This window comes from Mameliella sp. LZ-28 (genome assembly GCF_012274245.1).
In the GTDB taxonomy this organism is placed as follows: Bacteria; Pseudomonadota; Alphaproteobacteria; order Rhodobacterales; family Rhodobacteraceae; genus Antarctobacter; species Antarctobacter albus.
The window spans coordinates 34,798-54,604 of sequence record NZ_JAANYX010000007.1 but is presented as its reverse complement, the minus strand read 5'-3'; the positions used below and the strand labels follow the sequence as shown (position 1 = coordinate 54,604).

Sequence of the window (19,807 nt, the reverse complement as noted above, 5' to 3'; positions counted from 1 at the left end):
CCTGGTGTGCCGCCTGGACAATCGACGCCGCGGTGGAAAAATCGCTAGAACTGGGGTAGGTCATGGAAAACGACCGATAAGAATCAAAGCGCATTGGGAGGTGCGAAATGCCCGTCAAATCACCAAACACTTTATCCCGTCTTTTGACGACTGCGGCGCTAGGTATCGTGCTGTGCGCCGGCCCTGCAGCCGCCGATATTCGGTTCTGGACAACCGAGGAACAGCCAGAGCGACTGGCCAAGCAGAAGGAAATGGCAGAGGCTTTCGAGGCTGAAACGGGCATCGGTGTCGAGGTGATCCCCGTCTCCGAATCCGACCTGGGCACACGCGCCACGGCGGCCTTTGCCGCGGGCGACCTGCCGGATGTGATCTACCATACGTTGCAATACGCCTTGCCCTGGGTCGAGGCGGGCATCCTCGATGCCGAGGCGGCGACCGAGGTGATCGACGAATTGGGCACAGGCACATTTGCCCCCGGCGCGCTGGACATGGCCAAGACCGACGACGGATGGGCCAGCGTCCCGGTGGACGGCTGGACGCAGATGATCGTTTACCGCAAGGACCTCTTCGACGAGGCGGGATTGGCGCCGCCCACCACCTTTGCCGCCGTCACCGCCGCCATCGAGGCGCTGCACAACCCGCCCGAGATGTTCGGGTTCGTCGCCGCCACCAAGGTGGACGAGAACTTCATGAGCCAGGTTCTGGAACATGTCTTCCTCGCCAATGGCGCGACACCCGTGGGGCCGGACGGGTTCATGGGCTTCGACGAGAAGAAGACGGTCGAGGTGCTGGAATTCTACAAGGTGCTGGCGGATGCCTCGCCCGAGGGTGAGCTGTACTGGGACCAGTCGCGCAGCCTCTACTTTGCGGGGGATGCGGCGATGATCATCTGGTCGCCCTTCATCCTGGACGAACTGGCCGGCCTGCGTGACAGCGCCCCGCCGACCATCAACGAGGACCCGACCTCTGCGGCGCTGGCCTCGATGACCGGGATCGTGACCAATTTCGCCGGTCCGTCCAACCCCGACGGCGCGGCCTGGGGCGACATCCGCTATTTCGGGATCACCGCCGACGCGGATTTCGACGAGGCGCAGGAGTTCATCAAGTACTCGATGGACACGGGCTATACGCAGACGCTGTCCATCGCGCCCGAGGGCAAGTTCCCGGTGCGGCGCGGCACCCAGGACGACCCAACCGCCTTTGTCGATGCCTGGTCCAAACTGGACGTGGGCGTTGACCGCAAGGCGCCGCTGAGTGAGCTCTACGCGGCCTCGATGATCGACGAGATCGTCGGCGGGCTGGACGTGGCACAGCGCTGGGGCGTCAAGGACGGGCAACTGGCGCTGGCCTCCAAGATCATCAACAGCCAGGCAATCAACCGTGTCGTGCGGGAATACATCGACGGCGACATCTCTGGTCCCGATGCGGTCAAGAAGATGAACGAGGAACTGGCCGGCATCGAGTGATGCCGGACCTTCGGGCGACCGGCCCTGCGCCTGTCGCCCGCGCGGACGTGGCCCCTGGTCCGCGTCCGGAAGGGGGGACCGCGACATGAGCGACAGCACCGGACCGGCCTCGGGGCCGCCAAGGGGCACTGGCCCCCTGCTGAAACGCGAGGCGCGGCTGGCCTGGGGGCTGTTGTTTCCCACGCTGGCCATTGTCTCGGCGGTGGTTGTCCTGCCACTGCTGGCGATCTTCTGGATCAGCTTCAAGCCCATCGGCCTTGCGGACCTGCGCCCCCCGGCGCCGGTAGTCCGCGAAAGCCTGCGCGGATCGGGCGACGATCTCCGCCTGCAATACCGCGTCCGCAATTCCTCGCAGTCGGAACCGATCACAGGCGTTACCCTGTCGGACAGCCTGCCCGAGAGCCTGACGGTCCTGACAGCCGACCCGCGCTGTACCTTCGACGGTGCCGACTTCACCTGCGACCTGGGCGACCTCGACGGCGGCGGGCGCGACGAGGTCGAGATCTTCGTGGCCCTGCAAGGGGACGAGGACGCCGCCGAAGAGGCCGCCGAGGGCAGCGATCCGCGCATGACGGGGCGCAGCAACAACATCCTGACGAACTTCGACTTCACGCTGGAGAACTTCGACCGGATCTTCAGCGGGGACGAGTTCTGGGGCGTGCTGGGGGTGACGCTCTTTTACACCGTCTTCGGTACACTGGGCGCGCTGATCTTCGGTCTCTTCGCGGCGATGCTGCTGAACAAGGAGTTTCGCGGCCAGGGCATCCTGCGCGGGCTGTACCTGTTTCCCTATGTCGCCCCGGTGATCGCCGTGGCCTTTGCCTGGATCATCCTGTTCGATCCCTTCTCGGGCTCGGCCAACGCGCTCCTGATCCAGATGGGGGTAACCAGTTCCAGCATCAATTTCTTTGGCGAGAGGCCACTGGCGCTGATCATGGTCACCGTCTTCGAGATCTGGCGCTATTTCCCGCTGTCCTTCCTGTTCATCCTGGCCCGGATGCAGTCGATCGACACCGACATGTACGAGGCCGCCGACATGGACGGCGCGTCGCCCTTTCAGAAGTTCTGGTATCTCAGCCTGCCGCAACTTCTGGGCATTCTCAGCGTGCTGTTCCTGCTACGCTTCATCTGGACCTTCAACAAGTTCGACGACATCTTTCTGCTGACCGGCGGCAACGCGGGTACGCGGACCCTGACGGTAAATGTCTACGAACAGGCCTTTGCCATCTCGAACATCGGGGCCGGGGCGGCGGTCGCGGTGGTGGTCTTCTGCTGTCTCGTGCTCTTCTCGGTCTTCTTCTTCCGCTATGTCAGCCAGGAGGAAGGCCTATGAGCACGCTTCGTTTCGGCTATGTCACCGGCCCCGTTCTGGGCGCGCTCTGGCTGTTTGTGCTGGCAACGACGCTGGCGGTGCTGATGTCCTTTGCCACCGGCGATCCGTTCCGGCCGGCGGGCCTGTGGTCCCTGCTCTGGGGGGCGGCGCTGGGGCTGGGCCTTGTTGCGCTGCGCCCGGACAAAGGGATCGCGTCGCTGGCGACCGCGGCGGCATTCGTCCTGCTGGCGGTGATCGGCATCGGCCCCGTCGCGTCGGGAGAGACGGCCTCGACGCTGTGGAAACTGGTCGGCAGCGGGGCGCTGGGGCTGGCGACCGGCTGGTCGCTGCATGTGATCCTGGGGCATCTGCCCGGCATGGGCGCGCTGACCCGGCACGAGTTCGAAGAGGCGGTGATCCGGTTCCTGACCGGCTTTGGTTACATCTTCTTCACCGCCATCGTCGCCATTCCCTTTTACGTCATGGTGATGACAAGCCTGAAAAACCAGTCGGAACTGATCCAGAATCCGCTGGATTTCACCGTCGACCTGTCGCAGGGCTGGGGCCTGTTCCGCAGCTATGTCGAGCTTTTCGCCGACTTCAATTTCGGCAGCTACCTCTGGACCTCCTTCTATGTCTCGGTGCTGACGGTCCTGCTGACGCTGGCCTTCTCAATCCCCGGCGCCTACGCGGTGGCGCGGCTGCGGTTTCGGGGGCGGGCGGCATTTTCGCGCTCGATCCTGTTGATCTACATGGTGCCGATGATCGTTCTGGCCTTGCCGATCTACATCGCCTTTTCGATGACGGGGCTGCGCAACACGATCTTTGGCATCGTCCTGATCTACCCGGTCACAACGATCCCCGTCGCGCTCTACATGCTGCAGGGCTATTTCCGGGGCCTGCCGGCGGAGGTCGAGGAAGCGGGGCTGATGGACGGGCTGTCGCGCCTCGCGGTGATCTGGAAGATCACGCTGCCGCTGTCGCTGCCGGCACTGGCCAGCGTCTCGCTCTATGTCTTCATGATCGCATGGAATGAATTCCTGCTGGCCTTCATGCTGCTGGACGATCCGTCGAAATTCACGCTGACCCGGGGCATCGCCTCGCTCAACTCGTCCGAGATCCCGCGCCAGCACCTGATGGCCGGGGCCGTGGTGGCGACGGTGCCGATCATGGCGCTTTTCCTGGGGCTGGAACGGTTCATGACCAAGGGGCTGACAGCCGGGAGTGTCAAGGGATGACAACACGAGACGCAGAGGCCCGCGCCATCCTCAAAGGGAATGACCGGGGTGGATACACCGTGCCGACCGCGGGGCTGTATCCTTACCAGTGGAACTGGGACAGCGTCTTTGCCGCCATCGGGTTCGCGGAACATGACATGGACCGGGCCTGGACCGAGATCGAGACGCTGATGAGCGGGCAGTGGCCCAACGGCATGGTCCCGCATATCCTGTTCCACAAGGTCGACCCCAGTTACTTCCCCGGCCCGGACATCTGGCGCGGGGTCGGGCCGATCCCGTCCTCCGGCATCTCGCAGCCGCCCATTGCGGCCACCTTTGCCCGCTGGCTGCTGGAGATGGATGGCACGTTCGAGGATCGCGCCCGCGCATTGGTGCCGGGACTGATCGACTGGCACCGCTGGTTCATGACCTGGCGCAACGAGGGTGGCGCCATCGTCGTCACCCATCCCTGGGAGACGGGCCGCGACAACTGTCCCGACTGGGACGGGCCCTTTGCCGCCATCGAGCCCGAGGGGATCGAGGATTACTATCGCCGGGACACCACCCATGTGGTCGAGGAAGAGCGCCCGCGCCGCTGGGACTATGACCGCTATCTCTACCTGGTCAAGCTGGGGGCGGAATGCGGCTGGGACGAGGCGCACCTGCGCGAGATCACACCGTTTCGCGTGGCCGACCCCACGATGACCTTTACCTTGCTCCGGTCCACCCGCGACCTGAGGCTGCTGGCGGACCGGATGGATCTGCCCACGGATGACCTCGATGACTGGATCACAGAGATGGAGGGCGGGAGCGAGCGGCTCTGGAATGCCGAACTTGGCACCTATGACTGTCTCGACATCCGGTCCGGGCAACATACGGGCGTCGTTTCGAACGCCTCCTTCCTGGCATGGTACGCCGGGGTGGGCGGGGATCGGATGCAGGGGCATTTCGACCGGATTGCCGGGACTACCCGCTACTACGTCCCCTCCACCGATCCGGCGCATCCGTCCTATGAACCGAAACGCTACTGGCGCGGGCCGGTCTGGGCGATGATGAACATGCTGATCGCCACCGGCCTGCATGAGGCGGGCCATGAAGACCGGGCCGAGGCGCTGCGTGTCAACACCCGCGACATGATCGCGGAAAACGGCTTTGCCGAGTATTTCGACCCGCGCGACGGCGCAGCGGCGGGCGGGCGCAATTTCACCTGGACGGCGGCAATCTGGCTGGCCTGGGCGTCGGACAGCGCAAGGAGGGCGTGATGGGGGCGATAACTCTGGACAAGGTCGAGAAGTGGTACGGCGACCTGCAGGTGATCAAGGGCATCGACCTGACCATCGCGGACGGCGAATTCGTCGTTTTCGTCGGGCCGTCCGGCTGCGGCAAGTCCACGCTCTTGCGGATGATCGGGGGCCTTGAGGAAATCAGCCGTGGCAAGCTGCTGATCGACGGGCAGGACAAGACCGCCGATCCGCCCTCCAAGCGCGGGCTGACGATGGTCTTCCAGTCCTACGCGCTGTACCCGCATATGTCCGTGGGCGAGAACATGGGCTTTTCGCTCAAGACCGCCGGTGCGCCCAAGGCCGAGATCAAGGAAAAGGTGGACGAGGCGGCGAGGGTGCTGAAGTTGGAGCCCTACCTTGACCGGCGCCCCAAGGCGCTGTCGGGCGGTCAGCGGCAGCGCGTGGCCATCGGGCGGTCGATCGTGCGCGATCCAACGGCTTTCCTCTTCGACGAACCCCTGTCCAACCTCGATGCCGCGCTGCGGGTCGAGATGCGCTATGAAATCGCCAAGCTGCACAAGACGCTGGCCCGCACGATGATCTACGTCACCCATGACCAGGTCGAGGCGATGACGCTGGCCGACCGGATCGTGGTGCTGGAATTCGGCGTGATCGCCCAGGTCGGCAGCCCCCGAGAGCTGTATGAACGGCCCGCCAACCTCTTCGTGGCGCAATTCATCGGCTCCCCCAAGATGAACGTGCTGGACTGCACCACCGGCAGCGGCCGTTTCACGCTGGAGGGCGCGCGGGGCGGGGCCTACGACGGCGACCATCCGGCGGTGAAGGTGGGCATCCGGCCCGAACACATCCGGATCGGCGCCGAGGGCGAAGGGATGATGGACGGCACCGTCGACGTGCTGGAATACCTTGGGGCCGATACCTTCCTGATCGTGGATTGCGGGCCGCTGGGCCAGGTCACGGTGCGCACCGATGGTGACACTTCTGTCACCGAAGGCGACAGGATCGGCCTGGTCGCACCGCCGGAACGGCTGCATTTCTTTGACGCGGACGACAAGGCCGTCTGAGGGGAACGCCCTGCGTTGCGCCGGGCCGGTTTCCGTCCGATAGTGCCGGGAGCGATTGGTTCTCAAACGGATGGACCCGGTTGGATCTGCGGCACCTGGAAGTTTTCGACGCGATCATGCGCTCCGGCTCCGTCTCGGCGGCGGCGCGGGAACTGGGCATCACCCAGTCCGCGGTCAGCCGTATCCTGGGCCGGTTCGAAACCCGCCTGGGCTTTGACCTCTTCACGCGGGCCAACGGGCGATTGACGCCGACCCGACAGGCCAATGCCGTGCTGGCGCAGGCGCGCGGCATCCTCGAGGCGGTCTCACGGCTGGAGGTCATGTCGACCCGTGCCGCCGCACCCAGCCCCGAACTGGTCTTTGTCACCGTGCCCTCGCTGTCCTACGGGTTGGTGCCTTCGGTTCTGGGCGCGTTTTCCGCGCGCAAGCCGGATGTGCGCTTTGGTTTCGATGTCCGCACGACAGAGGCGGCCATCGACGTCATGGTGCGGCGTGAGGCCGAGTTTGCCGTGGTCGCCCTGCCGGTGTCGCACCCGACGCTGCAGGTGACGCCGCTGTTTCGCACGGTCAGCTGCGCCGTCATGCGGCACGATCATCCTCTGGCGAAGACATCGCTGGTTCGGCCAGCGGACCTGGCCGGTGAAAAGATGATCTTTCTGCTGCGGCGGCAGCCGACCCGCCAGTTGATCGAAGACGCCTTTTCGCGCGAACGCCTGACCCCGGACATCCGGATCGAGACCTCGAATGTCGCCACAGCCTGTCGTTGCGCGGCAGAGGGGCTGGGCGTGGCTGTCGTGAACGGGATGATGGCGGGCTACACCGCCACCTCCGAGCTGGCGATCCGCCCGTTCGAACCGCGCGTTCATCACACCGTCGCCCTGGTCGAGCAGGCCGGACGCGACCGCAGCCCGGACACCCAGACCTTTGTCGACTGTCTCCTGTCCGAGGTCCGTGCCAAGTTCGAGACGCTGGGCCTGCCGCTGGAGATACTCGCGGACAATGCCCATTCCGATCCGGAATACCCTTTTACCGTACCTTCATAAGATTGCGCGGCCGAATTGCTTGCCTTCTCCTTGGCGCATTCCAAGGGGAGTTCTCTGACAATGAAAAAAACGACTTTGACAGCCACCGCGTTGTCCTTTGGCGTCCTGGCGCTGGGCACGGTGGCCCAGCCCGCCGCCGCACAGACGCTGACCGCCGGATTCGCCTCTGAACCCAGTTCCGTCGATCCGCTGTATCACAACCTCGGGCCCAACAACGCCACGCGAAAGCACATGTTCGAGGCCCTGGTGGGCGAGGATGCCAACCTGGGTATCGTGCCCGAGCTGGCGGAAAGCTGGGAAACCTCGGACGACGGGCTGACCTGGACCTTCCACCTGCGCGAAGGGGTCAAGTTCCACGATGGCGGCGATTTCACCGCCCGCGATTTCCTCTATACCGCCTGCCGGATTCCCAACGTGCCGAACTCGCCCTCGTCGATGGCGGGGTTCATCAAGTCGGCAGAGACGATCACCGCGCCGGATGATATGACCATCGAGGTCACGACCGCCGTTCCCTATCCGCTGCTGCTGACCGACTTCGCCAGTTTCGGTGTCGTCTCGGCCTCTGCCAACGGGCATGACGGGCCGGTCGAATACACCAAGGACGGCTGCCCAGGCATCGACAGCTACCTGGATTCCAACGCCTACAACGATGGCACCGCCACCATCGGCACCGGGCCGTACAAGTTCGTCTCCTTCACGCCGGGCGAAAGCATCGTCGTGGCGCGCAACGATGACTACTGGGGGGACGCCCCCTACTGGGAACAGATCACCATCCGCCCGATCACCAACGCAGGCGCGCGTGTCGCCGCGTTGCTGGCAGGCGACGTGGACGTGATCGAGAAACCCCCGGTGCAGGATCTCGAACGCCTGCGCAACGATCCCAAGGTGAACGTGGTACAGGGCGCCTCCAGCCGGGTGATCTACCTGCACTTCGACCATGTCGGCGAGCCAAGCCCCGGTATCGAGGGCACAGACGGCAAGAACCCGATGAAGGACCTGCGCGTGCGCAAGGCGATCTCGCTGGCGATCAACCGCCCGCTGATCGTGGACCGCATCATGGGCGGCCTGGCTGTGCCCGCGCGTCAGCTGGTCCCCGATTTCATGCGCGGCACCGACCCCGAGATCGCTCTGGAAGAGCCGGACCTCGAAGAGGCCAAGCGCCTGCTGGCCGAGGCCGGCTATCCGGACGGCTTCAAGCTGGTGATTGGCACGCCGAACGACCGCTACATCAACGACAGCAAGATCGCGCAGGCCGTGGCCCAGATGCTGACCCGCGCGGGCATCCAGACCGAGGTCGACGCCATGACGGCCTCTGTCTTCTTCTCGCGCCGCAACAGCTACGAGTTCTCGCTCTACCTTGCGGGCTGGGGTGCCTCGGGCGCGGGCATGGCCTCGCCGCTGCGCGCGCTGGTCGCTTCGCAGGACAAGGACAAGGGCCTGGGTGGCACCAATCGCGGCCGCTACTCGAACCCGGACCTGGACGCGATCATCGAAGAGGCGCTGTCGACGGTGGAAACCGCCAAGCATGACGAGTTGCTGCGCCAGGCCTCGCGGATCGTGGTCGACGACATGGCCATCCTGCCGCTGCACTTCGAGGTGACGCCCTGGGCGCTGCGCGCCGGGCTGACGATGGACCCGCGTGCGGACCAGCACACGGTCCTGACCACCGTCCGTCCCGAGTGATCTGAAAACCGGGGTGGCGCCGGACAACGGCGCCACCCCCCCGATGTTCGGAAATCCACCCGCATGCTTGCCTATCTCATCCGTCGCTTGGGTCAGGCCTTTCTGGTCATGGCCGTCATGGCGACCATCGTCTTCTTCGGCCTCTTCGCCGTCGGCAACCCGGTCGATCTGCTGATCAACCCAGAGGCAGACCTGGCCGAACAGGAAGAAACGATCCGCCGTCTTGGGCTCGACAAGCCGGTGCACGTCCAATTCGGCTATTTCCTGGCCGGGCTGGCGCAGGGGGACCTGGGAACCTCGTTTGTTCACAATCGCCCGGCGCTGGAACTGATCCTGTCGCGGCTGCCCGCGACGCTGGAACTGGCCTTTCTGGGCATCCTGATCGCCGTGGTCCTGGGCATCCCGCTGGGCATGATTGCCGGACTGAAACCAGAGGCGCCCTACAGCAAGGTCATCATGGCCGGGTCGGTGGTGGGTTTCTCGACTCCGAATTTCTGGCAAGGGCTCATGCTGATCATGCTGTTTGCCGTCTTCCTGGGCTGGCTGCCCGCCGGGGGGCGTGGCGATACGGTGGATGTGCTGGGCATTCCCGTCAGCTTCCTGACCTGGGACGGCCTGAGCCACCTGATCCTGCCCGCGCTGAACGTGGCCATCTACAAGATGTCGCTGGTGATCCGCCTGACCCGCGCGGGCACCGCCGAGGTGGCGCTGCAGGACTACGTCAAATACGCCCGCGCGCGCGGCCTGTCGCCGGTGCGCGTGGTGGGGGTGCATATCCTCAAGAACATCCTCATTCCCGTCGTCACCGTGCTGGGGCTGGAAACCGGCAACGTGATCGCCTTTGCCGTGGTGACGGAAACGGTCTTTTCCTGGCCCGGCATCGGCAAGCTGCTGATCGACAGCATCGGCCTGCTGGATCGGCCCGTTGTCGTTGCCTACCTGATGCTGACGGTCTTCCTTTTCGTGATGATCAACCTGGTGGTGGACATCGGCTACTCGCTGCTGGATCCGCGCGTGCGGGTGAAAGGAGGCCGGTCATGACCGCCGATACGCCCCTGCGCCGGTTCGTGGCCGATTTCCTCGCCAGCCCCTTGGCGGTGATCGCGGGCCTTGGCCTGTTGGCCATCGCGCTGACCGCGCTCTTTGCCGGGATCATCGCGCCGCAGAACCCCTATGACCTTGCCCAGATCGACATCCTGGACGGATCGCTGACGCCGGGAACCGAGGGGTTCGGCGGGTTCACCTACTGGCTGGGCAGCGACGAACAGGGCCGCGACATGCTCTCGGCCATGATCTACGGGCTGCGCATCTCTTTGATGGTCAGTTTCATCGCCGTCACCTCGGCCGTGGCCGTGGGCATGGTGCTGGGCCTGCTGGCCGCCGCTCGCGGCGGCTGGGTCGAGACGCTGATCATGCGCATCGTGGACATCCAGCTCAGCTTTCCCGCGCTGCTGGTGGCGCTCCTGCTGCTGGCCTCGCTGGGCAAGGGGGTGGACAAGGTCATCATCGCGCTGATCCTGGTGCAATGGGCCTATTTCGCCCGGACGGTGCGGGCCGCGGCCCTGGTCGAGATCCGCAAGGACTATGTCACCGCCGCCCGCGCCGCCGCCCTGCCGCAATGGCGCATCCTGTTCGGTCATGTGCTGCCCAACGTGATGCCGCCGGTGCTGGTCATCGCGACGGTGCAGATCGCCAATGCCATCGCCATCGAGGCTTCGCTGTCCTTTCTGGGGGTCGGCGTGCCGATCACCGAACCCTCGCTGGGCCTGCTTATCGCCAACGGGTTCGACTACCTGCTGTCGGGCCGCTACTGGATCAGTTTCTACCCGGGGGTGGCGCTGCTGGTCACGCTGGTCTGCATCAATGTCGTCGGCGACCACGTCCGCGACATCCTGAACCCGAGGATGCAGCGATGAATGCGCCTGTTCTATCCGTTCGCAATCTTGTCACCCAGTTCGACACCCGCGCCGGGACGATCACCGCCGTTGACGGTGTCTCGCTGGAGGTGGGGCCGGGCGAGGTGCTGGGGATCGTCGGCGAAAGCGGATCCGGCAAGACGATCACCGGGTTTTCCATCATGGGCCTGATCGACAAGCCGGGCCGCATCGCCGGTGGCGAGGTCCTGCTGAACGGGCAGGACCTGCGCAAGCTATCCGACCGGGCGATGGCGCGGTTGCGCGGTGACCGGATCGCGATGATCTTTCAGGACCCGATGATGACCCTGAACCCGGTCCTGCGCATCGACACCCAGATGATCGAGACCATCCGTGCGCATCGCGACGTGTCCAGATCCCGCGCGCGAGACATGGCGGCCGAGGCGCTGGCGCTGGTGGGCATCCCGTCGCCTGTGGAACGGCTGCGGACCTACCCGCACGAGATGTCGGGCGGCATGCGTCAGCGCGTGGTGATCGCCATCGCGCTGATGCTGGAACCGGACCTGATCATCGCGGACGAACCGACCACAGCGCTGGATGTCACCATCCAGTCGCAGATCCTGTCCGAAATGCAGAAACTGATGGCCCAGCGAAACACCGCGCTGATCTGGATCACCCATGACCTGACGGTGGTTGCCGGGCTCGCTCACCGGGTTGCGGTCATGTACGCGGGCCGGATCGTCGAGACCGGGCCAGTGGACGCCCTGCTGGATCATCCGAAACATCCCTATACCCGCGGGTTGATCTCCTCGATCCCCTCGTCGGTGCCGCGCGGAGAGCGGCTGGTGCCGATCAAGGGCATGACGCCCAGCCTGATGAACCTTCCCGAAGGCTGTGCCTTTGCCCCGCGCTGCCCACGGGCCAGCGAGACCTGCCGCAAGGCCCGCCCGGACCGGCAGGACCTGGCTACTGGCCGCAGCCTGCGCTGTTTCCACCCGCTGGAGGAGGCATCATGACCGCGCTCCTGTCATTGCAAAACATCTCGCAGACCTATGTGTCCTCGCCGGATCTTGCGGAACGCATCGCCAACCTGGCCGGTGCCAACTACCAAGAGACCCGCGTGCGCGCGGTCAACGGTGTCAGCCTCGAGGTGGCCGAGGGCGAGGTCCTGGGCCTCGTCGGGGAGTCCGGCTGCGGCAAGTCCACGCTTGGGCGCATGGTGGTCGGGGTCGAAACGCCCTCGGGCGGCACGCTCTCCTGGCGCGGCGTCGCGCTGGAGCAGATGACCACCCAGCAGCGCCGCGCCTGGGAACTGGAAGTGCAGATGATCTTTCAGGATCCCTTCGCCTCGCTCAACCCGCGGATGCGGGTCGAACAGATCGTGGGTGAGGCGGCGGTGATCCACGGGCTGATCCGCCGGTCCGAACGGCGTGATTATGTCGCCGACCTGCTGACGCGGGTCGGGCTGAACGCCGATGTCATGTCGCGCTATCCGCACCAGTTCTCAGGCGGCCAGCGGCAGCGGGTGGGGATCGCCCGGGCGCTGGCCCTGAAACCGCGGTTGATCGTCTGCGACGAGGCGATTTCGGCGCTGGATGTTTCCATCCAGGCGCAGGTGCTCAACCTGTTCGAGGACCTTCGGCAAGAGTTCGGCTTTGCCTATCTCTTCATCAGTCACGACCTGGGCGCGGTCGAACATATCGCCGACCGGGTGGCGATCATGTACCTGGGCCGGCTGGTGGAAATCGGCACCGCCGACGAGGTTTTCGAGAACCCGCGCCACCCCTACACCCGCGCCCTGCTGGCCGAGGCGCCGCGTCTCGACCGGCGCGGTCACAGCTTTACCCCGATCAAGGGAGAGATCCCCTCGCCGCTGAACCCGCCGCCGGGCTGCGCCTTTCACCCGCGCTGCCCATTGGCTACCGCCGCTTGCAAGGCCAGGGTGCCGGACCTGCGCAAGGGCAGGGACGGTCGCCGAACCGCCTGTATCCTGGAACAGGAGGAAGTCGCGTGACGATGCCCGAGTTGTTGGCGGATGCGGTCGCTGGACCGGGCGGGCGGGAAAATTGGTTGTCCGAAGGCGCGCCCGGGATCGAACGGGCGGCCCTGATGCAGGGCCGTTCCGCCGAGGCTGTCGGCGCGCTGGGCGCCGTGGCCAGCGGGTCGCCCCATGCGACCCGGGTCGGCATGGGAATCCTGCGGCAGGGCGGAACGGCGGCGGATGCCGCCGTCGCGGCGGCGCTGGCGACGATGGTTGCCGATCCCCCCAATGCCTCGCCCGCGGGGCGCGGGCATATCCTCTGGGCTCCGGCCGGAGAGACGCCACGCGCCATCGACGGGGCGACGCGTGCACCAGCTCACTTGTCCGAGGGTGTCCGGCGGTTGCCGGATCGGCAGGCCTTGCCCTTGCCCGGGATCGTGCGCGCATTGCTGCGGCTGCATGCCGAGGGCGGCAGCCTGCCGCTGGCGCGGGTTGTGGCGCCCGCGCGAGACCTTGCCCGCGACGGATTCACCGTGCCGCGCGAACTGGCCGCCGTCTGGGCCTGGCGGGCGCCGGATCTTGTCGATCCGGATGCACGCGCGCACTACCTGCCCGATGGGCGGCCCGTGCCCGAAGGCGCGGTGTTCCGCAATCCCGGACTGGCGGGTTTCCTGGATCGCCTGATCTCGACGGGGCAGGACCCTTTCGCGGACCCGGTCTTTGCCGGGCCCTTCTGCGAACGGCTGGCGGCCAAGGGCGGGTTCTGGACGGTCGGGGATCTGCGCGCCGCGGTGCCGCTGGTCGGGGAAACGGTCGAGCTGCGGGAAAAGGGCTGGCGCCTGACCAGCATCGGGCGACAGGGCTGGGGGCACACGCTGTTGCGGATCGTCGCGCTGGTGAACTCGGCGGTGCCGGGGCCGATCCTGGACATCGAGATCGCGCATCTTCTTGCGATCCTGCGCGCCTTCGAGGAACGCCCCGAGGAGCTGCGCTCGCTCAAACCCAAGAGTGACCCGTTGCCCTGGGACGCATTGAGCGCGCGCCTGGCCGAGGGCCTGCCAGAGGGGTGGGCCGATAGCGCGGTGCTGGCCGCCGCGCTGGACCGGGCCCGCACGCCCGCGCCGTCGGATGACCGGGACACGACGCATCTGTCGGTGGTCGATGCGGACGGGATGCGCGTCGCCCTGACACAGTCCATCGGCCCGCATTTCGGCGCCCGTGTCGCCGATCCGGTGACCGGAATCCTGCTGGCCCATTCCTATCGGATGGCGGAGGATCCGGTGCCCGGCGCGCGGGACGTGACCGAACAATGCCCCTGCCTGCTGGACATCGGCGGCGCCTGCTACGCGCTGGGCGGTGCGGGCAGCGAACGGATCCCCGGCGCGGTGGCGGGCGTGATCCGGCACCTGCTGAACGGCTCGTCTCTGGCCAATGCACTGGCCGCGCCGCGCGCCAACTGGGTCGGGGCCACCGCCCGCCTGCACCTGGATGTGCCGGAGGGGTTGGAAACACGGCTGGCCGAGGCAGGGGCCGAGGTCAGCTTTACCGGGCGCGGCCCGGTCGATCATCTGGGAATCGTACAGGCCGTCGGACGGCGGGCGGACGGGACGGTCATGGCCGCCGCCGACCCGGCCTATGCCGGCAGCGCCGACGCAGCTTGAGAAAGGGAAGACAGAATGCAGAACACAGACCCGATCTGGGATCACGTCGACCAGCACAAAGAGGCCTTCGTCGGACTGTCCGACCGCGTCTTCGACACGCCCGAAACGCTCTATGCCGAATTCCGCTCTGTCGCGGAACACAAGAAGATGCTGGAAGAACAAGGCTTTCGCGTGACCGAGAACGCCGCGGGCATTCCCACCGCCGTGATTGGCGAGGCGGGGGACGAGGGTCCGGTGATCGCGATCCTGGGCGAGTTCGACGCGCTGCCCGCGCTCAGCCAGGCCCCCGGCGTGGCAGAACATCTGCCGCTGGAACAGGGCGGCAACGGGCATGGCTGCGGTCACAACCTGCTGGGGGCGGCGGCGCTGCTGGCGGCGACGGCGGTCAAGGACTGGCTGGCGGCGCAGGGCATCAAGGCGCGCGTGCGCTACTATGGCTGCCCCGCAGAAGAGGGCGGCGCGGCCAAGACCTACATGGTGCGCGAAGGGCTGTTCGACGACGTGGACGCGGCAATCTCCTGGCATCCGGCGACCTTTACGGCGGTCAACGAGGCGGTTTCGCTGGCCAATACGCGGATCGATTTCACCTTTCACGGCAAGGCGGCCCATGCGGCCGGGGCGCCGGAACTGGGCCGCTCGGCGCTGGACGCGGTCGAACTGATGAACATCGGCGTCAACTATATGCGCGAGCACATGCCCGACAGTGCGCGCGTGCACTATGCCTATCTCGATGCCGGCGGTGTGGCACCCAACGTCGTGCAGGCCCGTGCCACGGTACGCCAGCTGATCCGCGCCAGCAGCCTGCCGGACCTGCGCGACCTTGTAGCCCGTGTGCGCAAGATTGCCGACGGGGCGGCGCTGATGACGGAAACGCGGGTCGAGACCAAGGTGTTTTCCGGCGTGTCGAACCTGCTGGGCAACCGCCCGCTGGAAGAGGCCATGCAGGCGGAACTGGACCGGCTGGGGCCGGTGCCCTTCGATGCCGAGGACGAGGTTTTCGCGCGCGAGATCCAGAAGACCCTGACAGAGGCGGACATTGCCGCGACCTTCCGCCGGATCGGGCGCACACCGGACCCCGACTTGGCGCTGTGCGACTTCGTGGCGCCGCTGGACCGTCAGCGCGAAGGCGGAGAGGGGTCGACCGACGTGGGCGATGTCAGCTGGGCGGTGCCGACGGTCCAGGCGCGGGTTGCGACCTGCGCCATCGGCACGCCGTTCCACACCTGGCAGACCGTGGCCCAGGGCAAGACCCCGGCGGCGCACAAGGGCATGATCCATGCCGCCAAGATCATGGCGGCGACCGCCTGCCGGCTGGTGGAAAATCCCGACCTGGTGGAGCAGGCCAAGGCGCGGCACCGCGAGCAGCTGGCGCGCACGCCCTATGTCTGCCCGATCCCGGACGACGTGGTGCCGCCGCTGGTACGCCAATGATGAAAGGCGGACCGGGCTACCCCGGTCCGCCGCTTCGTCAGCTCAGGTGGTGGACGTCCTGCAACCCGTAGACGGGTGTCGGGATGCCTTCCATCCGGGCCTTGATCTGCAGCGCAAGGTACTGCGAGTAGTGGCGCGACTGGTGCAGGTTGCCGCCGTGCATCCACAGCCCCTCGACCTGCGTCGGCTTCCACATGTTGCGCTGTTCGCCTTCCCAGGGGCCCGGGTCCTTGGTCGTGTCCGACCCGAGGCCCCAGCACTTGCCCAGCTGATCGGCCTTGTCCTGGCCCATCAGGTCGGCCACCCAGCCGTTCATCGAGTTGTAGCCCGTGGCGTAGACGACCAGGTCGGCGTCCAGGTGCGTGCCGTCATCCAGGACCACGCCGGTCTCGTCCAGTTCGACGACCTGACCGCGCTTCAGCTTGATTTCTCCGTCGATGATCAGCTGGCTGGCGCCGATGTCGATGTAATAGCCCGAGCCGCGCCGAAGGTACTTCATGAACAGGCCCGATCCGTCATCGCCCCAGTCCAGCCAGAAACCCGCCTTTTCAAGACCTTCGTAAAAGTCGGCGTCGCGTTTCTTCATCTCTTCGTAGGCCGGGATCTGGAATTCATGCATGATCCGGTAGGGCAGCGAGGCAAAGATCAGGTCCGCCTTTTCGGTGGTCATGCCATTGGCCACGGCCTCTTCCGAGTAGAGCGCGCCAAGACCCACGTCCATCAGCGTGTCGGACTTCACGATATGGGTCGAGGATCGCTGCACCATCGTCACGTCGGCGTCATGCTCCCAGAGCGCGGCGCAGATGTCATGGGCCGAGTTGTTCGATCCCACCACGACGACCTTTTTGCCGGTCCACTGGTCCGGGCCCTCATGTTCCGAGGAATGCTGCTGCACGCCCTTGAACCTGTCCATGCCGGGAAACTCGGGCATCCGCTTCTTGCCCGACATGCCGGTGGCCATGATCAGCTGTTTCGGCTTCAGCACCACTTCCTCGCCATCGCGGTCCACGGTGACGGTCCATTCCTTGGCCTCGTCGTCCCAGGTGGCCGATTTGGCGGTGGTGCGGGTCCAGTAGTTCAGCTCCATCACCTTGGTGTAGAACTCCAGCCAGTCACCGATCTTGTCCTTGGGGCTGAAGACGGGCCAATTGTCCGGGAACTTGATGTAGGGCAGGTGATCGTACCAGACCGGGTCATGCAGGCAGAGCGACTTGTACCGCTTGCGCCAGCTGTCGCCGGGCCGGTCGTTGCGTTCCACGATGATTGTCGGAACGCCCAGCTGGCGCAGGCGTGCGCCCATCGCGATGCCACCCTGTCCGCCGCCGATGATCAGGCAATAGGGTTGGGTTGTATATCCCAGTTCCGCCTCTTCCTTCTCGCGTTCTTCCTTCCAGGTGGTGCGGTTCTTGCCGGCGCCGTGCTTGGCGCCCATCGGACGCTGAAAGCCTTTCGGTTCCTCGTGCCCCTTCAGCTCGGCCATCGTTGTCAGCAGGGTCCAGATCTTGCCGTCCTTGAGCCGCAGCAGGCCATAGCCCCGCGCCACCTCGGTCTCGAACTCGATCCAGGCCGTTGTGATGCCACCCTCTTCGGTCGGCAGCTCCCCCTCTGCCAGTTTCCAGCCCGAAGGCTTGGTCGTCGCCAGTTGGTGACGCAGCATGTCGGCCACGCCGTCTTTGCCTTCAACGGTCTTGAGGTTCCAGGTAAAGCTGACCAGGTCGCGCCAGTAGCAGTCATCCTGGAACAGCGCCGTCGCGGCCTCGATATCGCCATTTGCCAGCGCGGCGCCGAACGTGTCCAGGAACGCCTGCGTCTGGTCCGTCAGTGTCGTGTCGAGCATGATTTCCTCCCATTGCCCAAACTTGGATGGCGGCAGTCTGGGCGAGAGAGGCCGTTCCGATCCAGCGCCGGGACGGTGTTTCGGGCGCCACGGGTGATATTTCGGCCCGGCTCGTTGCGCGCGCAACGCCGCGCAACGGCGCCGTTGCAACGGGCCGTCATGCCGGCGGGGTCAATCCCGACTTTCGCACACGACGCAGGACGGTCGAGCGGTTCACGCCCAAGCGCCGCGCCGCCCGCGCCATGTTCCAGCCGCAGGCATCCAGAATCGCCTCCAGGTCATCCTCGGGCGTGGGGGACGTGATCCGGGCGGGCAGATCCGGCAGGTCCACGACCCGCCCGTCACAAAGCGAGACAGCCGTATCCAGCGTCGATTGCAGCTCGCGGATGTTGCCGGGCCAGTCGCGCCCGGCCAGTTCGGCGCGGGCCGCCGGGGACAGCTGCAGCTCTCCTGCCGTGCGCCGCCGCAAGAGCCGCTCGATCAGCCAGTCCACGTCGCTGCGCAGCCGCAGGGGGGGCAGATCCAGCACCGCGCCAACGGCACGGAAATGCAGATCTTCGCGTAGCCCGGTCGCGCCGGGGACAGTCACCTGACGCTCGCGGGCCGAGGCGATCACCCGCAGGTCTTCGCGCCGATCCAGCAGCTTCAGCAGCGCCCCCTGCGCGGCCTCGTCCAGGTCCTCGACGCCTTTCAGGAACAGGGTCCCCGCCTTGGCCTCTTCCAGCGCGGCAACGGTTTCCGGACGCAGCCCGGCGCAGCGCAGGGCGTGGAACCCGCGCGGCGGCCCGCCGGCGACATGGATGGCGCGCGCCAGCGTTTCCTTGCCCGTGCCGGTTTCGCCCAAGAGCAGCACCGGCATCTTGCCCGCTGCCAGCCGGGCGGCCTTTTGCAGAAGCCCCTGCATCGCCGGGTCCTGTCCGGCCAGACCGGCAAAACATTCCGGCGTCTGCGGAGGCGCGCTGCGCATCGGGCGGCGCACCGTCTGCGGGGCGATGGCGTGACCGAACAGCCCGCGCCCGTCGCGCAGGTGCAGCACGCGGTCTTCGGTCGGGCGCCCGCGCATCAGGTCGGGCAGGTCGTCGACGCCCAGGTGCAGCAGGCTGTCGATGCGCTGGCCGATCAGGCTGTCCGAACTCTCGGGCGACAGGCAGGCCTGCGCGCCATGCGTCAAACCGACGATGCGCCCCGATCCGTCCAGCGCCACGGCGGCCTCGGGGTCGACCTCGAGGAATTCCGGCGAGGTGGAAAACCGCAGTACCCAGTCGCTGCGCGTCATGGCCATCAGGTTCGCCATCTCGATCCGCCGGGCAGAGGCCCGGACCAGGTTCATGGCAAGGTTCTGGCTGGATTTCGGGCTGGGCGAACGTAGCAGGGAAATGTCCAGCACCGCGGTCAGTTGCCCGCAGGTGTCGTAGATCGGCGCCGAGGTGCAGGACAGCGGCGTATGGGCCAGGCCAAAGTGATCGCCCTGGTGGATGGTCACCGCCTCGCCGGTCACGATGCACGACCCAACGCCACAGGTGCCGGCCAGATCCTCGGACCAGTCCGACCCCAGCGTCAGCCCGGCCTGCCGCAGGTCGTCTTCGAACCGGGGGTCACCGAAGAAATCGACGCAGACGCCCTTGGCGTCGGCGAGCAGCAGAACGTAGTTCTGCCCGGCCACCTGCCGGAACAGGGCCCGCAGACCTGACCGCGCCGTGGCCACCAGCCGTTCGGCCTGTTCGCGGTGTTCGCGCAGTTGCGAGGCGGGCACGATATGGGCCGGGTCGGGCCGGGTCGGGTCCATGCCGTAGGTTTCGATGCAGCGGCGCCAGCTGTCGGCCACCAGCGTGTCGCGGCCCGTTTCCTGGCCGCGCAAGACACGGTCGATTTCCGTCACATGCTCCAGATCGCTCATGGTTCTCCTCCCCAGGATTGCCGGGTAGTCTAGCAATGCGGGGCCTTGGGATCACCCGTTTTCCCGGCCTTACGGACTGCCGGGCCTCCGACCAAAG

15 protein-coding genes are annotated in these 19,807 nt (G+C 66.2%); 13 read left to right on the top strand and 2 right to left on the bottom strand.

Going from position 1 to position 19,807, the window contains the following annotated elements; all coding sequences use genetic code 11:
• Positions 1-107 precede the first annotated feature (107 nt).
• The 13 genes from G9Q80_RS04760 to G9Q80_RS04700 all read left to right on the top strand — a co-directional run bounded on the left by G9Q80_RS04760 (position 108) and on the right by G9Q80_RS04700 (position 15,976).
• The gene (locus G9Q80_RS04760) at positions 108-1,466 is read left to right on the top strand and encodes an ABC transporter substrate-binding protein (protein WP_088716639.1); all 1,359 of its coding nucleotides are present in this window, start codon (positions 108-110) and stop codon (positions 1,464-1,466) included.
• A gap of 85 nt (positions 1,467-1,551) precedes the next feature.
• A complete protein-coding gene (locus G9Q80_RS04755) occupies positions 1,552-2,799 on the top strand; it encodes a carbohydrate ABC transporter permease (RefSeq protein WP_088716638.1) in 1,248 nt (415 codons plus the stop codon).
• Positions 2,796-4,016, top strand: coding sequence for a carbohydrate ABC transporter permease (locus G9Q80_RS04750; protein WP_088716637.1), 1,221 nt, complete (start codon positions 2,796-2,798; stop codon positions 4,014-4,016). Before G9Q80_RS04755 ends, G9Q80_RS04750 begins: the two co-directional genes overlap by 4 nt.
• Positions 4,013-5,257 carry an MGH1-like glycoside hydrolase domain-containing protein gene (locus G9Q80_RS04745; RefSeq protein WP_088716636.1) on the top strand — a complete coding sequence of 415 codons (1,245 nt, stop codon included), beginning with the start codon at positions 4,013-4,015 and terminating at the stop codon, positions 5,255-5,257. Before G9Q80_RS04750 ends, G9Q80_RS04745 begins: the two co-directional genes overlap by 4 nt.
• Entirely contained in the window at positions 5,257-6,303 is a 1,047-nt protein-coding gene (locus G9Q80_RS04740) for an ABC transporter ATP-binding protein (RefSeq protein ID WP_088716635.1), read from the top strand. The genes G9Q80_RS04745 and G9Q80_RS04740 overlap by 1 nt, the downstream gene beginning before the upstream one ends.
• Positions 6,304-6,383: 80 nt before the next feature.
• Positions 6,384-7,346 carry a LysR family transcriptional regulator gene (locus tag G9Q80_RS04735; protein WP_088716634.1) on the top strand — a complete coding sequence of 321 codons (963 nt, stop codon included), beginning with the start codon at positions 6,384-6,386 and terminating at the stop codon, positions 7,344-7,346.
• A gap of 60 nt (positions 7,347-7,406) precedes the next feature.
• Positions 7,407-9,029 carry an ABC transporter substrate-binding protein gene (locus G9Q80_RS04730; protein WP_088716633.1) on the top strand — a complete coding sequence of 541 codons (1,623 nt, stop codon included), beginning with the start codon at positions 7,407-7,409 and terminating at the stop codon, positions 9,027-9,029.
• 63 nt (positions 9,030-9,092) lie between these two features.
• Positions 9,093-10,070, top strand: a complete 978-nt coding sequence (locus G9Q80_RS04725; protein WP_043145643.1) for an ABC transporter permease — start codon at positions 9,093-9,095, stop codon at positions 10,068-10,070.
• Entirely contained in the window at positions 10,067-10,945 is an 879-nt protein-coding gene (locus G9Q80_RS04720) for an ABC transporter permease (RefSeq protein ID WP_052244796.1), read from the top strand. The genes G9Q80_RS04725 and G9Q80_RS04720 overlap by 4 nt, the downstream gene beginning before the upstream one ends.
• Positions 10,942-11,919 carry an ABC transporter ATP-binding protein gene (locus G9Q80_RS04715; RefSeq protein WP_088716632.1) on the top strand — a complete coding sequence of 326 codons (978 nt, stop codon included), beginning with the start codon at positions 10,942-10,944 and terminating at the stop codon, positions 11,917-11,919. Before G9Q80_RS04720 ends, G9Q80_RS04715 begins: the two co-directional genes overlap by 4 nt.
• Entirely contained in the window at positions 11,916-12,917 is a 1,002-nt protein-coding gene (locus G9Q80_RS04710; protein WP_168246424.1) for an ABC transporter ATP-binding protein, read from the top strand. The genes G9Q80_RS04715 and G9Q80_RS04710 overlap by 4 nt, the downstream gene beginning before the upstream one ends.
• Before the next feature lie 2 nt (positions 12,918-12,919).
• Positions 12,920-14,545 carry a gamma-glutamyltransferase gene (locus G9Q80_RS04705; RefSeq protein WP_088716630.1) on the top strand — a complete coding sequence of 542 codons (1,626 nt, stop codon included), beginning with the start codon at positions 12,920-12,922 and terminating at the stop codon, positions 14,543-14,545.
• Positions 14,546-14,560: 15 nt separating this feature from the next.
• A complete protein-coding gene (locus G9Q80_RS04700; protein ID WP_088716629.1) occupies positions 14,561-15,976 on the top strand; it encodes an amidohydrolase in 1,416 nt (471 codons plus the stop codon).
• Positions 15,977-16,013: 37 nt separating this feature from the next.
• Here G9Q80_RS04700 and G9Q80_RS04695 read toward each other — a convergent pair whose 3' ends face one another.
• Together G9Q80_RS04695 and G9Q80_RS04690 are read right to left on the bottom strand one after the other, a co-directional pair.
• Positions 16,014-17,813 carry an NAD(P)/FAD-dependent oxidoreductase gene (locus tag G9Q80_RS04695; protein WP_088716628.1) on the bottom strand — a complete coding sequence of 600 codons (1,800 nt, stop codon included), beginning with the start codon at positions 17,811-17,813 and terminating at the stop codon, positions 16,014-16,016.
• Positions 17,814-17,970: 157 nt separating this feature from the next.
• A complete protein-coding gene (locus G9Q80_RS04690) occupies positions 17,971-19,710 on the bottom strand; it encodes a sigma-54-dependent Fis family transcriptional regulator (RefSeq protein ID WP_088716627.1) in 1,740 nt (579 codons plus the stop codon).
• Between the last annotated feature and the right edge of the window lie 97 nt (positions 19,711-19,807).

What these genes read in the sequence shown, in the direction of transcription:
- G9Q80_RS04700 (WP_088716629.1), top strand. Translation starts at nt 14,561, where the DNA reads ATGCAGAACACAGACCCGATCTGGGATCACGTCGACCAGCACAAAGAG.
- G9Q80_RS04745 (WP_088716636.1), top strand. Translation starts at nt 4,013, where the DNA reads ATGACAACACGAGACGCAGAGGCCCGCGCCATCCTCAAAGGGAATGAC.
- G9Q80_RS04755 (WP_088716638.1), top strand. Translation starts at nt 1,552, where the DNA reads ATGAGCGACAGCACCGGACCGGCCTCGGGGCCGCCAAGGGGCACTGGC.
- G9Q80_RS04720 (WP_052244796.1), top strand. Translation starts at nt 10,067, where the DNA reads ATGACCGCCGATACGCCCCTGCGCCGGTTCGTGGCCGATTTCCTCGCC.
- G9Q80_RS04760 (WP_088716639.1), top strand. Translation starts at nt 108, where the DNA reads ATGCCCGTCAAATCACCAAACACTTTATCCCGTCTTTTGACGACTGCG.
- G9Q80_RS04730 (WP_088716633.1), top strand. Translation starts at nt 7,407, where the DNA reads ATGAAAAAAACGACTTTGACAGCCACCGCGTTGTCCTTTGGCGTCCTG.
- G9Q80_RS04690 (WP_088716627.1), bottom strand. Translation starts at nt 19,710, where the DNA reads ATGAGCGATCTGGAGCATGTGACGGAAATCGACCGTGTCTTGCGCGGC.
- G9Q80_RS04695 (WP_088716628.1), bottom strand. Translation starts at nt 17,813, where the DNA reads ATGCTCGACACGACACTGACGGACCAGACGCAGGCGTTCCTGGACACG.
- G9Q80_RS04725 (WP_043145643.1), top strand. Translation starts at nt 9,093, where the DNA reads ATGCTTGCCTATCTCATCCGTCGCTTGGGTCAGGCCTTTCTGGTCATG.
- G9Q80_RS04750 (WP_088716637.1), top strand. Translation starts at nt 2,796, where the DNA reads ATGAGCACGCTTCGTTTCGGCTATGTCACCGGCCCCGTTCTGGGCGCG.
- G9Q80_RS04715 (WP_088716632.1), top strand. Translation starts at nt 10,942, where the DNA reads ATGAATGCGCCTGTTCTATCCGTTCGCAATCTTGTCACCCAGTTCGAC.
- G9Q80_RS04740 (WP_088716635.1), top strand. Translation starts at nt 5,257, where the DNA reads ATGGGGGCGATAACTCTGGACAAGGTCGAGAAGTGGTACGGCGACCTG.
- G9Q80_RS04710 (WP_168246424.1), top strand. Translation starts at nt 11,916, where the DNA reads ATGACCGCGCTCCTGTCATTGCAAAACATCTCGCAGACCTATGTGTCC.
- G9Q80_RS04705 (WP_088716630.1), top strand. Translation starts at nt 12,920, where the DNA reads ATGCCCGAGTTGTTGGCGGATGCGGTCGCTGGACCGGGCGGGCGGGAA.